Source organism: Lachnospira pectinoschiza (assembly GCF_020564355.1).
Lineage (GTDB): Bacteria > Bacillota > Clostridia > Lachnospirales > Lachnospiraceae > Lachnospira > Lachnospira intestinalis.
In genome coordinates, this window is sequence record NZ_JAJCRR010000001.1 from 587808 (window position 1) to 601109 (window position 13302).

Below are 13302 nucleotides of genomic sequence, written 5' to 3' on the forward strand. Positions count from 1 at the left end.
ATGGATTGCAGTAGTGATGAAATGAATCAGAAGCTGGTAGAAGAAGCATATGCGGCAATGAAGCATGCGTATGCGCCATATTCCCACTTCCGCGTGGGTGCGGCACTGCTCACCAAAGAAGGAAAAATTTTTACGGGCTGTAATATTGAAAATGCTTCGTACGGTGCAACCAACTGTGCGGAGCGTACGGCAGTTTTTAAAGCGGTATCGGAAGGGTATACGCAGATTGAGCGGATTGCCATCGTATCATCGTCCCATCAGAAAACGCCGCCATGCGGCATCTGCAGACAGGTACTGGCAGAGTTTATGACGGAAAATGCACAGATTCTGCTGGCAGATAAAGACGGCATTGAAAGTTATACGATAAAAGATTTGCTGCCGGAGAGCTTTAAGCTCTAAATGAATTCCAATCCGGGCAGAATGTTCTATCTGGAAAGCAGAAAACCATTGCTTTTTAAAGCAGCGGCAACATCATCTAAAATTTCATCAGAATAAGCCAGTACGGTGTGGTAATGTACACCAGAGGTAATATCGCAGAGCGGCACAGCGTTACCGCTCTGCATTTTTTCTTTAAATTTTACAATATCATTTCTGGAATAAATCTCAAGCGGCGCGGAAATTTTACCGTATACAGGGTGTTCGATGATAATATCCTGTATTTTGCCGCCTGCATCAATAATGGTCTGCATTTCACGTTCAAAATCCTCCGTGGCATGGCAGACCTTAAAAACACGAGTTGAAGAAACCGGTGCGGAAAGCAGATACCCCTTGTTCGTTGAAAGAATATCAACATTTGCCGCTCTTAACAGGGCAATGTCATTGACAATGACCTGACGGCTTACGTGCAGTAAGCGTGAAAGCCGTGTGCCGGAGAGCGGTGATTCTGTATTTTTAAGAAGTTCAACAAGTTTTCCTCTGCGTTCTTCGCCGTTCATAATAATCCCCATTCCGCAGACATTTCTCTGCAATTTTTCACCCGACGTCAGGTTTTCTGCCCTCGCTAAAAAACAGAGAACCATAGTTATTTGACTTCGTCAGAATTTTATTTTATTTCCTCGGACAAAGATTTGCAATACTTTATTTAGAAAATGTGTGCAGAAATGATTCTTATTAATAAGCACAGATAACGCCGCAGCCGTTTTTTTATGCCGGAATTGCCGGCAGGATGAGGTGTAAAATCATCGGAGCTTTCATGAATTATGACGGAACGTCCGATAATATCAGTAATGGGAAAATAAAAAAGGCTTTTTAATTTGAAACTTTTCAGGTTTTACAATCGTATTATGAGTGACGGGAGGTATAAGATACACGGGTGTCTGAAGAGAGAATGGGAGAAACAAAAGAAAGACTGGAGCAGATATTCCGGGATTATTATCAGCTGATATACAGAGTAGCATTTTCACAGGTGAAAAACCATGCAGATGCAGAGGACATTACACAGGAAGTATTTTTAAAGATTATCCGGCATGATATGCGTTATCAGAGCATGGAGCATGAGCGGGCATGGATTGTGCGTGTGACAATCAATCTGTGCAGGGATTTGTTAAAAAGTAAATGGCACAAAACGAGTGTCAGCATGGAAGAGGTCAGCGAAGCGCAGAGAGGAAGCTGTGAGAATTTTACGGAAATACAGGATGATATGATGTGGGCGGTATTACAGCTGCCGGAAAAATACAGAAACTGCCTGTATTTGTTTTATTATGAAGATTATTCGATTAAAGAAATTGCACAGAGTCTGGAAATGCCCGAAAATACGGTGAAGACCAATTTAAAACGCGGCAGGCAGGCGCTGAAAGAATTTTTGGAAAAGTAGACAGGATTTGACAGAAATTTTAGAACGGAGGAACAAATGGAAGTCAGTAGGATTGGCAGCCGGTTTTATGAAAATGCGGCACAAAGTGGAAAGAAAGTAAAAGGAAAGCAGCAGGATGGCTTTGCTTATGAATTGCAGAAAAGTTATGATGAAAAATACCGCAGTGAAGACACGGATGAAACGGGTATGACAGCCGCAGACGGAGCGCAGGCATCAGGAATTGCAGAGTTTGGCAGCATGGGTGGACTGCGGGCAAAGGAAGTGGTGGCAGAAGGCGTTTTATCCAAAGCGGTGTCAGCCTGTGAAGTGAAAAATCTTACGGCAGAAGATGCGGATTATGTTGAAAAACATCTGGCAGAAGGGTATGTGTTAAAGGCAAAGCAGTCGGATGATGGCAAAGAAGTATATGTCGAACAGAAGTTTGATGATGGGACAGTAAAGGCATATTCTGTTGATTTGGATAAAATTGACGAAGAAACCGGCAATCTCATAGAACAGGCGGCAAAAGCCTGCGTACAAAAGAATGGCAAAGAGCAGCAGACAGACAAAGACTGGCATGAGGCGCTTGAAGAATTTGCAGCATACGTAAAGAACAGAATCAAAAACGGTCCGCCTAAATTTGCAACAGGGGCAACGCAGATGAGCGTGGAGGAATGGGACAAGCTTGTAAAAAATTTAGACGATACGATTGATGATGTGAAAAAAGAACAGGAACAGGAGCTTAAGAAGCGGCTTGAAAAAGAAGAACAAAAGGAACTGGATAACGAGCAGAAAGAACATGAGGAGGATATAAAAAAATGGGAATTGGAATCAATATAGCAGGAACGGGAATCGGACTGACACAGACGATTATGAACCGGAAAAACAAGCAGGCAGGACAGTATGATGATGTGAGTGGACGAGTAACTCACTGCACTCTGCACTGGTTTGACGATACGCAGGGAAATGAGGCTGTGATGTCCACATCACTGGCAGGCGGCGGAAGCCTGACAGTTTACAAACCGGCGGATTTTAATCCAAAAGACCCGAAATATCTTGTGAAAACGTGGGATAGTGATGGCAATGTAACAGAGGAAGAAGTTTCATTAAACAAGGTAGACCCGTCCAATGCCACGTATGTTCAAATGGCGGCATATTCAGCTTATGCGGCAAAACAAAAGCTTGTACAGAATGCAGACGGACTGTTTTTGGCTGCAACGGAAAAGCTTTGTTTCGGCATGGATAATCTTCATGATAAAATGGATTTTACACAGATTGTAAAGAGTACGGCACAGGAACAGATGGAGGCAAAGAACTGGCATGGTTATATGCAGATGAATTCGCTGGCGGATTTCTTGGAAAAAACACACGACAAAGTGAAAAATCAGCCGGACAGCCAGACAGAAGATGTTACAACGACAGAGCGTACAAAGGAAACAGCCGTACATACGCCGTTTGATAAATTTGACGGAAAAAAGCATGCGCCGTATTATGAGCTGGCAGATGAAAGCGGTATTATCGAATATAAAGGCACGGTTTTTATCTGTGATGATGAACACGGCGCGTTATGTCTCGGCGATATGAGTGATGAAAGCAATGTCCTTAGTATTCCGCTTGCGGGGGGCGGCACGTTAAAGGTCAACCGCGATAACAAAGCGGAGCTGGCAAGAGCCATCGGGATGTTTAAGCCGGAAGATGTCCGCAGAATCATGGCTGCCCTTGCACAGGACAATAAAGTACAGGAAATGGAAAATGAAATCGAGGATGAAAAAAACAGCATCGGAACGGGACAGGAGAACCTGAGAAAGCAGGAGTAAAAGAGTGTTGTCTTTAAGACTTGGATATGTTAAAATCAAAAAGTAATACGGTATATTTGTATTAAGGCATTGATTGATGATTGCAAAATCAAAAGGGGACGACATATGAAGGATACTGCAAGAACGGTATTGACAGAAGCCGGGATTAATGTAGATACGGCGTTAAAACGTTTTTTGGACGATGAAGAAATGTATTTTGAATTTTTAAATTCATTTGTAGAAGATACATTGATGAGCCGGTTAAAACAGGCGGTGCAAAACGGCAGTGTAGATGATGCATTTGAGGCGGCACACGCGCTGAAAGGCTTATGCGCCAATTTAAGCATTGATTCCATGAGCAAAATGATTGTTCCCATGGTGGAGATTTTAAGAGGCAGAAGCATGGAGGGCATACCGGAAGATTTTAAGGGACTGTCACAGACCTATGAAAACGTCTGCGCGGCAATCACAAAAGTATGTACAGTGCAGTAATACGGCAGAATATAATGAATTGCAAAAATAAACAGACAATAAAGGGAAGACTGGTCAAAGACCGCCTTCCCTTGTATTTGTGTAAAGATAATGGAGATGAATGAATGAAAGTAATGTTTGTTTCACTCGGCTGTGATAAAAATCTGGTTGACACGGAAAATATGCTTGGAATCTTAAATGACAGAGGATTTACCTTTACAGATGATGAAATGGAAGCGGAAGTCATTGCGGTCAATACCTGTTGTTTTATCCACGATGCAAAGCAGGAAAGTATTAACACGATTCTGGAAATGGCAGAACACAAAAAAGACGGCAAGTGTAAAATTCTGATTGTTACAGGCTGTCTTGCACACCGCTATCAGGACGAAATCACAAAAGAAATCCCGGAAGTCGATGCATTTATCGGAACATCTTCCTATGATAAAATTGCAGATGTTATTGAAGCCGTTTTAGACGGAAGAACGTATAATTCGATTGAAGATACTGACAGACTGCCGCTTGTACGCTCTAAGAGAGTGGTGACGACCGGCGGGTATTATGAATATTTAAAGATTGCGGAAGGGTGCGACAAGCACTGTACCTACTGCATTATTCCAAAAATCCGCGGAAATTACAGAAGCTACCCAATGGATTATCTGGTGGAGCAGGCAGAAGCCCTTGTGGCAAACGGCGCAAAGGAACTGATTCTGGTAGCACAGGAAACGACCGTTTACGGTACGGATATATATGGAAAAAAGGCACTGCCGGAGCTGCTTCATAAGCTGGGACAGATTGAAGATTTAAAATGGATACGCATTTTATACTGCTATCCGGAAGAAATCAATGACGAACTGATTCAGGCAATTAAAAATGAGCCGAAGGTCTGTCACTATCTGGATATGCCGATTCAGCATGCCAGCGATGCCATTTTAAAGCGCATGGGCAGAAGAACAAGCAGACAGGAATTAATTGACATTATCACAAAGCTTCGTAAGGAAATTCCGGATATTGCCCTTCGTACAACGTTGATTACGGGCTTTCCGGGAGAAACGAAGCAAGACCATGAGCAGATGATGGAATTTGTGGACAGCATGGAATTTGACCGTCTGGGCGTCTTTACATATTCACCGGAAGAAGGCACACCGGCAGCAGAAATGGATAATCAGATTGATGAAGAAGTCAAAGAACAGTGGCGCGATGAAGTCATGGAGTTACAGCAGGAGGTTTCACTGGATAAATCAGCGGATATGGTCGGAAAGACGATTGAAGTCATGATTGAAGGAAAAATTTCCGATGATGAAGCGTATGTCGGACGTTCTTATAAGGATGCGCCGAATGTTGACGGGTTTGTTTTTGTCAACACCACGGTAAATTTGATGTCCGGTGCGATTGTCCGCGTTGAAATTACAGGTGCAATGGAGTATGATTTGATAGGAAGCCTTGTTGAGGACTAGAAATGCGGCATTAAAATGCCTGCGGAATGGAGTATGGTATGAAAATGAATTTACCGAATAAACTGACGATTTTAAGAACGGTGATGATTCCGTTTTTTATTCTGTTTTTGTATACAGACTGGTTTCACGGTTATGATAAAATTATTGCGGCAGTGATTTTTATTGCGGCAAGTCTTACGGATATGCTGGACGGAAAGATTGCAAGAAAGTACAATCTTGTAACGAATTTCGGAAAGTTTATGGATCCGCTGGCAGATAAGCTGCTGGTGTGTTCGGCGCTCATTGCGCTGGTGGATTTGAATAAAATCGCCGCGTGGGTTGTTATTATCATCATCGCAAGAGAATTTATTATCAGCGGATTCCGTCTGGTGGCATCGGATAACGGGGTCGTGATTGCCGCAAGCTACTGGGGCAAATTTAAGACAACATTCCAGATGCTTATGATTATTTATCTTGTGGTCGATTTGCAGTTTGCTTATGCAAATGTTGTCGGCATGGTGCTGGTTTATGTGGCACTGGCGCTGACGGTGATTTCACTGGTAGACTATATTGCAAAGAATTATAAGGTATTTTTAGAAGGGTCGTCAAAATAATGGAACAGTCAGAAACAGCAGAAAAGCTGGTAAAACTTTTAAAAAAGAAAAACTTGACGGTGACAACGGCGGAGTCCTGTACCGGCGGCATGATTGCATCGGCAATCGTCAGTGTTGCCGGTGCCTCTGCCTGTTTTAAAGAAGGCTATATTACTTATTCCAACGAAGCCAAAAAGAAGCTTCTGGGAGTCCGTGAGGATACCTTGAAGCAGTATACGGTTGTCAGCGCACAGGTAGCGCAGGAAATGGCGGCAGGAGCTGCGGCAGCGGCACAGAGCAGTCTGGCAGTTTCGGTTACGGGAGTTGCGGGACCCGACCCGGATGAAGGCAATCCGGTGGGGCTGGTTTATATCGGCATTGCATTTGAAGGAAGTGTATATGCGGCACGTTTTCAATTTACGGGCAGCCGTGAAGAAATCCGAAGACAGGCAGCCTGCGAGGCACTGGCACTGGCACTTGGGGTCGTTTCAGAATAAATGTACAGGAATCTGTAATATAGTTTCAAAATAAAAATAAAATAAAAACTTTACATACTGGGATAGATTGTGATAAAATGTGATTATGCAAATATTCCAGTATTTTTTATGCAATACACGAATATTTGTTCGTTTTTTGCTTGACAGCCTGAGTGAAATAGTGTATATTAATCACAACGAACAGATGTTCAATTACGGCAGGACAGGAAATTATCAGAAGGAAGGAAGAATGCAAACAACCTGTTCCGTAGAGTTTGCGCTGTAGAAGTTCTACAGCAGGTATGAATTTATGGCAAGTGATGAGAAGTTAAAAGCGCTGGATGCAGCGATATCTAATATTGAGAAGCAGTTTGGTAAAGGTTCTATTATGAAGCTGGGCGAATCGAATGTGAATCTGAATGTAGAATCCATTCCGACAGGTTCTTTAAGCCTTGATATTGCTTTGGGACTGGGGGGCGTTCCGAGAGGCAGAGTTGTTGAGATTTACGGACCGGAATCAAGTGGTAAGACAACGGTAGCATTACATATGGTAGCCGAAGTTCAGAAGCGCGGCGGTATTGCGGGCTTTATTGATGCTGAACACGCTCTGGACCCGGTTTATGCAAAGAATATCGGTGTCGACATTGACAATTTATATATTTCACAGCCGGATAGCGGTGAGCAGGCACTTGAGATTACCGAAACGATGGTGCGTTCCGGTGCGGTAGATATTATTATCGTGGACTCCGTTGCGGCACTCGTTCCGAAAGCGGAAATTGACGGCGATATGGGAGATTCCCATGTCGGTCTTCAGGCGCGTCTGATGTCACAGGCATTAAGAAAGCTGACACCGGTTGTCAGCAAGAATAACTGCGTGGTTATCTTTATCAATCAGCTGCGTGAAAAAGTAGGTGTTATGTTCGGTAATCCGGAAACAACAACCGGCGGTCGTGCGTTAAAGTTCTACGCTTCTGTCAGAATGGATGTCAGAAGAATTGAAACTTTAAAGCAGGGTGGTGAAGTGATTGGTAACCGTACAAGAGTCAAGGTTGTAAAGAATAAGGTTGCACCGCCGTTTAAGGAAGCAGAATTTGATATTATGTTCGGCAAGGGTATTTCCGCTGTCGGGGATATTCTCGATCTGGCAGCGAATGTCGGCATTGTACAAAAGAGCGGTGCGTGGTTTGCTTACAATGAGAATAAGATCGGACAGGGACGTGAGAACGCAAAGCAGTTCCTGACAGAACATCCGGATATGCTGGCAGAGATTGACGAAAAGGTACGTGCCCACTACGGCATCGGTGAAGAAAAAGAAGACAGTGAAGCCGAACCCGTAGATAAGAAGGAAAAAGCTGCAAAGACAGCAAAGCAGTCAGAACCGGAAGTCTAAATACAGGATAGGTTATGGAACAGATTGTAACAAAGATAGAAGAGCTTTCGGGAAGGCGCAGGCTGGTCTATATCAATGGGGAACAGGCATTTGCGCTTTACAGTACGGAAGTACGCAGGTACGGCATTGCAGAGGGAAAAGCGCTTGCGCAGGAAGACCTTGAACAGCTCCGCACAGAGCTTCTGGATAAAAGGGCTGTCAAGCGTGCAATGTATCTGCTACAGGCAAAGGACTATACAGAAAAAGAACTGACGGAAAAACTGCAAAGGGACTTTTATCCACAGGAATCTGTTGAGGGCGCGCTTGCCTATGTCAGGCATTTCGGATATCTGAGTGACGAGCGGTTTGCACAGATGTATGTTCAGTTTAAGGGTCAGAAAAAAAGCAGAAAACAGATTGAGTTGTTTTTGCAGAAAAAAGGAATTTCAAGAGAACTGATTGATCAGGCATGTGAGGAGTATTACGGACAGAACGAAGATCCCGAACTGGAGCAGATTCTTGTTCAGATGCGTAGGAAAGCGGCAGGAAAGCTGCCGCTTTCCTATGAAGAAAAGATGAAACTGATGGGCAGTTTTTACAGAAAAGGCTTTCAGTCTGACAGTATCAAAAAGGCACTTGATATTGTGGTTAGTGAGTGCGAACATGACTAGTTTTTCTTGACAAGGAATTGAAATAAGTATAATATTATTATATTGTATGTTTGTACAATGAAAACTTAATAAGGAGGTGCTCCTGTGTCGTCAGTTATTATCACGATGATTGCTACATTAGTGATTGTTGCACCTATTACATGGCTTGTGTCATCTTCCGTACAGAAGAAGATTCACAATACAACCATTGGCAATGCCAATGACAAGGCCAGAGAGATAATAGATGAAGCTTTAAAGACAGCTGAGACCAAAAAGAAAGAGTCGCTTTTAGAGATTAAGGAGGAGTCGTTAAAGACCCGTAATGAACTCGAAAAAGAAACGAAAGAAAGACGTGCTGAAATACAGCGTTATGAAAGACGTGTCCTTTCTAAAGAAGAAACTCTTGATAAAAAGATTGAAGCCGTTGAGAAGCGTGACATGAGCATTACCAAGAAAGAAGAAGAACTTGGTAAGATGAAGCAGAAGGTTGATGAACTTGAGCAGAAGAGACAGCAGGAACTAGAAAGAATCTCAGGACTTACCTCCGAACAGGCAAAAGAATATCTATTAAAGACTGTTGAAGATGAAGTGAAACATGATACTGCCGTAATGGTTAAGACATTAGAGAGCAGAGCGAAGGAGGAAGCAGATAAGAAAGCGAAGGAGTATGTTGTATCAGCAATTCAGAGATGTGCTGCTGACCATGTAGCAGAAACGACGATTTCAGTTGTCCAGCTTCCAAATGATGAAATGAAAGGCCGCATTATTGGTAGAGAGGGACGTAATATCCGTACTCTTGAAACATTAACAGGTGTAGAACTGATTATTGATGATACACCGGAGGCCGTTGTTTTATCAGGGTTTGATCCAATCAGACGAGAAGTTGCAAGAATTGCACTTGAAAAGCTGATTCTTGACGGACGTATTCATCCGGCAAGAATTGAAGAAATGGTTGAGAAAGCCCAGAAAGAAGTAGAAGTATTAATTAAAGAAGAAGGTGAAGCAGCAACCCTTGAGGTTGGCGTTCATGGCATTCATCCGGAGTTGGTAAGATTACTTGGACGGATGCGTTTTAGAACAAGCTATGGTCAGAATGCGTTAAAGCATTCAATTGAAGTTGCACAGCTTTCAGGACTGTTAGCTGGTGAGGTTGGCGTGGATATTAAGCTGGCAAAGCGCGCAGGCTTATTACATGACATCGGTAAATCAGTTGACCATGAAATGGAAGGCTCACATATTCAGATTGGTGTGGATTTATGTAAGAAGTACAAGGAATCCCCAATCGTAATTAATGCAGTAGAAGCACATCATGGTGACGTTGAGCCGGAAAGCTTAATTGCTTGTATTGTACAGGCTGCTGATACAATTTCAGCCGCAAGACCTGGTGCAAGACGAGAAACGTTAGAAACTTATACAAACAGACTTAAACAATTAGAAGATATTACCAATTCCTTCAAGGGAGTTGAAAAATCATTTGCCATTCAGGCGGGTAGAGAGATTCGTGTTATGGTTGTTCCTGAAGTCGTTAGCGACTCAGATATGGTACTTATGGCGAGAGATATTTCGAAGCAGATTGAAACGCAGATGGAATATCCTGGACAGATTAAGGTTAGTGTAATCAGAGAGTCCAGAGCCGTTGGCTACGCAAAGTAATTACGATAAAGTTCATGAAACAGACCGTTGTCTTAACAATGCAGATTGTTAGGACACGGTCTTTTTTTTGTTGTTCAGGAAATTATGGATTTTTTAAGGTATGCTGCATTATAAAACGCAGTGTGTTTTACAAAAAAATTTACAAAAATTTCAAAAAAATAAACATTTTATGACAAAATATGGTATGATTTTACTAAGTTCCAGCCGGAACAAAAAATATAAAGGGGCGAATATGTATGATGAAATCAATAGGCGCAAAAATTAGTTATGTGTTGCTGCTGGTATTTCTGGTTTGTTGTGTTGGAATTATCATTGTAAATTCCAAGATTAACGGTATGGGAACAATTACAAATGAAATCAGTCAGAAATACCTTACAAGTATTGAAGAAGTGGATGCTATTTCTAAGAATGTAGTCAGTCTTCAGTCACAGATGCTGGAATATCTGATTGACGATGACACGCAGAAATCCACAACGATGAGTAATATCACCAAAACCCAGGGTGCAGTTGTGACTTCCCTGCAGAATTTAAAGGGAAATGCAACAACTGACCGAGCGGGAGAAACGGTAAACAAGCTGGAGCAGTCGTATAATACGTACAATACCCAGTACAATGATGTTTTAAAACAGATTCAAAATGGAAGCATTACAGACAAAACAGGGGTAAACAGTAAGTTAAGCAAACTCTACGGTAGTCTGGAAATATCCATTCACTCAGTGGAGGTGCAGAATACGGTCAATACAATCCGGGCACAGAAGGCGCTGAGTAATAATATGACAATCAGCAGGATTACATTTGTAACAGTCGGTGTGCTTCTGGTAGTATCACTGATTCTTGGTATTTTAACAGCAGGATATACCATTATCCGTCCGGCAAAGATTGCAACCGGGGAGCTTAAAGGTATTATTGCGGGAATTGAAGCACAGGATGGCGATTTGACAGCAAGAGTTTCACAGAAATCATCGGATGAAGTCGGACAGCTGGTTGCAGGAGTCAATCAGTTTATCGATGTGCTTCACGGCATTATTGCAGAAATGAAAAATGATGCGGTTGAAATGAAAAACAGTGTCAATGCGGTTTATGGACAGATTTCAACTGCGGATGGAAACATTATGGATGTATCGGCGACTATGGAACAGCTGACAGCCGGTATGGCAGAAATGGCAACGGCCGCAGAACACATCAGTGAGCAGGCAGACTTTATCAGTGATAGTATGGAAAAGATTGCACATCAGGCAGGTGATGGTTCTGCAATTGCAAAAGATATTAAGGGTAAAGCGGTTAAATTAAAAGAAGAGGGAATTGCAAGTAAAGAAAATACAAGTAAAATGGCAGATGAAATCAGAAATTCTGTCAGGGATTCTTTGGATAGAAGCAAGGGCGTTGAAAAGATTAATGATCTGACAGATAATATTTTAAGTATTTCAAGCCAGACCAATCTTTTAGCGCTAAATGCTTCGATAGAGGCGGCACGTGCCGGAGAAGCCGGAAAAGGTTTTGCAGTCGTTGCAGATGAAATCAGAGTACTTGCGGATTCCAGCAGAAGTACGGCAAATGATATTCAGGCAATCAGCAACGAGGTGACCAATTCCGTTGCAGAGCTTGCCGACAATGCCAATAAGATGATTGATTTTATCGTAGAGGTTGTTATGCCGGATTATGATAAACTGGTCAATATTGGTGAACAGTACAATCAGGACGCAGGAAATTTTGATGATATTATGCGCGGATTTACAGATAAGGCAGTAGAATTAAAACAGGCAACGGAAGAAGTGGCAAAGTTAATCCGTGGAATGTCTTCTACAATTAATGAAAACTCCGACGGTATTGCAGCTGTTTCTAATAATACGGTTGGTCTGACAGAGGGTATCAGTCAGATTAAAGAAGAAATGTCACAGACTGAATCTGTGTCAGAACGGCTGGAAAATACGGTAGGACGTTTTACAAGAATATAATGGAGGCGGGAACAGTATGAGAAAGAAAGTCTTATTTATTGGAATGCTGGTGACATTGTTATTTGCATTTTCAGGCTGCGGTACAAAAAATGAAGGTGTTGTCACCCTGATTATGTCAGATGTGCAGGAAGGCGACCACCCGACGGCACAGGCGTGTGACAAATTTGCAGAGCTTGTTAAGAAAAGAACAAACGGAAAAGTTGTCATAGAAGTTTATCATGGTTCAACACTTGGTACGGAAGCGGAACAGATAGCACAGGCAACCGTGGGTGGAATTGATTTTGTCAGAGTATCATCACCGGTGGCAGCATATTATGATGATATCAAGGCGTTTCAGGCATTGTATCTGTACAGCAGTGAAGACGATATGTGGAAGGTGCTGGACGGAGAAATCGGAAATGAATTTTTAAAGGCGCAGCAGTTAAAGGACAACGGTCTGGAAGGTTTGTGCTGGGTATCCGGTGGTTCAAGAAATTTTTATAATAATGTAAGACCGATTACAAGTCCGGAGGATCTGGCAGGACTGACACTGCGTGTTAATACAGATTCGATGTTTGCGTTTTTGGAAAGCTGTGGTGCAAAGGGGATCAATGTATCTTATAATGATATTTATAACTCCATTGAAGCCGGAACGATTGACGGTGCGGAAAATAACTGGCCGTCCTATATTTCAACGGGACATTATAAAGTGGCACCATATATTACGGTTGATGAGCATACAAGAATCCCGGAAATGATTGTGGCATCAACGGAATCTATGAACAAGCTTACTTCCGAGCAGCAGCAGATTGTCAGAGAGTGCGCACAGGAAGCAGGACAGCTTCAGCGTAAATGGATGCAGGAATATGATGAAAAAGCAATTAAAGCTGCAGAGGATGCTGGCTGTACGATTACATATTTAACAAAGGAACAGTCCGCAAAATTCCAAAGCGTTGCAGAGCCAATCAATGAAAAGGTCAGCGCAAAATATATGACCATTATCAGAAAAATTAAGGCGGCGCAGTAAAATTTGCGGTAGTCTGAAAAACAGAAAGTAAAAGCTGTGTGATCCGGTAAAACGGAAGACACAGCTTTTTTATTTTATAAGGCACATTTGAAAGTTGTATTATAAAAA

General features: G+C 42.4%; 14 protein-coding genes. 13 read left to right on the forward strand and 1 reads right to left on the reverse strand.

The window, feature by feature from the left end; all coding sequences use genetic code 11:
- Window positions 1–399, forward strand: coding sequence for a cytidine deaminase (locus LI288_RS02790; RefSeq protein ID WP_227089358.1), 399 nt, complete (start codon window positions 1–3; stop codon window positions 397–399).
- Between the two features lie 26 nt (window positions 400–425).
- Here LI288_RS02790 and LI288_RS02795 read toward each other — a convergent pair whose 3' ends face one another.
- Window positions 426–935, reverse strand: a complete 510-nt coding sequence (locus tag LI288_RS02795) for a transcription repressor NadR (RefSeq protein WP_227089359.1) — start codon at window positions 933–935, stop codon at window positions 426–428.
- Window positions 936–1327: 392 nt separating this feature from the next.
- Here LI288_RS02795 and LI288_RS02800 point away from each other — a divergent pair, with 392 nt between their 5' ends.
- The 12 genes from LI288_RS02800 to LI288_RS02855 all read left to right on the forward strand — a co-directional run bounded on the left by LI288_RS02800 (window position 1328) and on the right by LI288_RS02855 (window position 13194).
- Window positions 1328–1813, forward strand: coding sequence for an RNA polymerase sigma factor (locus LI288_RS02800; protein WP_227089360.1), 486 nt, complete (start codon window positions 1328–1330; stop codon window positions 1811–1813).
- 36 nt (window positions 1814–1849) lie between these two features.
- Window positions 1850–2632 carry a hypothetical protein gene (locus LI288_RS02805; protein ID WP_227089361.1) on the forward strand — a complete coding sequence of 261 codons (783 nt, stop codon included), beginning with the start codon at window positions 1850–1852 and terminating at the stop codon, window positions 2630–2632.
- Entirely contained in the window at window positions 2611–3609 is a 999-nt protein-coding gene (locus LI288_RS02810) for a hypothetical protein (protein WP_227089362.1), read from the forward strand. Before LI288_RS02805 ends, LI288_RS02810 begins: the two co-directional genes overlap by 22 nt.
- 105 nt (window positions 3610–3714) lie before the next feature.
- A complete protein-coding gene (locus LI288_RS02815; protein ID WP_227089363.1) occupies window positions 3715–4080 on the forward strand; it encodes an Hpt domain-containing protein in 366 nt (121 codons plus the stop codon).
- Between the two features lie 104 nt (window positions 4081–4184).
- Window positions 4185–5513 (forward strand): 30S ribosomal protein S12 methylthiotransferase RimO, encoded by a 1329-nt coding sequence (gene rimO / locus LI288_RS02820; RefSeq protein ID WP_227089364.1) that lies wholly within the window; start codon window positions 4185–4187, stop codon window positions 5511–5513.
- A gap of 44 nt (window positions 5514–5557) precedes the next feature.
- Window positions 5558–6106 (forward strand): CDP-diacylglycerol--glycerol-3-phosphate 3-phosphatidyltransferase, encoded by a 549-nt coding sequence (gene pgsA, locus LI288_RS02825; protein WP_227089435.1) that lies wholly within the window; start codon window positions 5558–5560, stop codon window positions 6104–6106.
- Window positions 6106–6582, forward strand: coding sequence for a CinA family protein (locus LI288_RS02830; protein WP_022432220.1), 477 nt, complete (start codon window positions 6106–6108; stop codon window positions 6580–6582). The genes pgsA and LI288_RS02830 overlap by 1 nt, the downstream gene beginning before the upstream one ends.
- 289 nt (window positions 6583–6871) lie before the next feature.
- On the forward strand, window positions 6872–7951 hold the full coding sequence (gene recA / locus LI288_RS02835) for a recombinase RecA (protein WP_022432219.1): 1080 nt from the start codon (window positions 6872–6874) through the stop codon (window positions 7949–7951).
- Window positions 7952–7965: 14 nt separating this feature from the next.
- A complete protein-coding gene (locus tag LI288_RS02840; protein WP_227089365.1) occupies window positions 7966–8601 on the forward strand; it encodes a regulatory protein RecX in 636 nt (211 codons plus the stop codon).
- A gap of 105 nt (window positions 8602–8706) precedes the next feature.
- On the forward strand, window positions 8707–10233 hold the full coding sequence (gene rny, locus LI288_RS02845) for a ribonuclease Y (protein WP_227089436.1): 1527 nt from the start codon (window positions 8707–8709) through the stop codon (window positions 10231–10233).
- Between the two features lie 236 nt (window positions 10234–10469).
- Window positions 10470–12188, forward strand: a complete 1719-nt coding sequence (locus LI288_RS02850) for a methyl-accepting chemotaxis protein (protein ID WP_227089366.1) — start codon at window positions 10470–10472, stop codon at window positions 12186–12188.
- 16 nt (window positions 12189–12204) lie between these two features.
- The gene (locus tag LI288_RS02855) at window positions 12205–13194 is read left to right on the forward strand and encodes a TRAP transporter substrate-binding protein (protein WP_227089367.1); all 990 of its coding nucleotides are present in this window, start codon (window positions 12205–12207) and stop codon (window positions 13192–13194) included.
- The last annotated feature ends 108 nt before the right edge of the window (window positions 13195–13302 follow it).

Coding starts and splice junctions, on each gene's coding strand:
- LI288_RS02855 (WP_227089367.1), top strand. CDS start 12,205: ATGAGAAAGAAAGTCTTATTTATTGGAATGCTGGTGACATTGTTATTT.
- LI288_RS02795 (WP_227089359.1), bottom strand. CDS start 935: ATGAACGGCGAAGAACGCAGAGGAAAACTTGTTGAACTTCTTAAAAAT.
- LI288_RS02810 (WP_227089362.1), top strand. CDS start 2,611: ATGGGAATTGGAATCAATATAGCAGGAACGGGAATCGGACTGACACAG.
- LI288_RS02790 (WP_227089358.1), top strand. CDS start 1: ATGGATTGCAGTAGTGATGAAATGAATCAGAAGCTGGTAGAAGAAGCA.
- LI288_RS02815 (WP_227089363.1), top strand. CDS start 3,715: ATGAAGGATACTGCAAGAACGGTATTGACAGAAGCCGGGATTAATGTA.
- recA (WP_022432219.1), top strand. CDS start 6,872: ATGGCAAGTGATGAGAAGTTAAAAGCGCTGGATGCAGCGATATCTAAT.
- pgsA (WP_227089435.1), top strand. CDS start 5,558: ATGAATTTACCGAATAAACTGACGATTTTAAGAACGGTGATGATTCCG.
- LI288_RS02840 (WP_227089365.1), top strand. CDS start 7,966: ATGGAACAGATTGTAACAAAGATAGAAGAGCTTTCGGGAAGGCGCAGG.
- LI288_RS02800 (WP_227089360.1), top strand. CDS start 1,328: ATGGGAGAAACAAAAGAAAGACTGGAGCAGATATTCCGGGATTATTAT.
- rimO (WP_227089364.1), top strand. CDS start 4,185: ATGAAAGTAATGTTTGTTTCACTCGGCTGTGATAAAAATCTGGTTGAC.
- LI288_RS02830 (WP_022432220.1), top strand. CDS start 6,106: ATGGAACAGTCAGAAACAGCAGAAAAGCTGGTAAAACTTTTAAAAAAG.
- rny (WP_227089436.1), top strand. CDS start 8,707: ATGATTGCTACATTAGTGATTGTTGCACCTATTACATGGCTTGTGTCA.
- LI288_RS02805 (WP_227089361.1), top strand. CDS start 1,850: ATGGAAGTCAGTAGGATTGGCAGCCGGTTTTATGAAAATGCGGCACAA.
- LI288_RS02850 (WP_227089366.1), top strand. CDS start 10,470: ATGATGAAATCAATAGGCGCAAAAATTAGTTATGTGTTGCTGCTGGTA.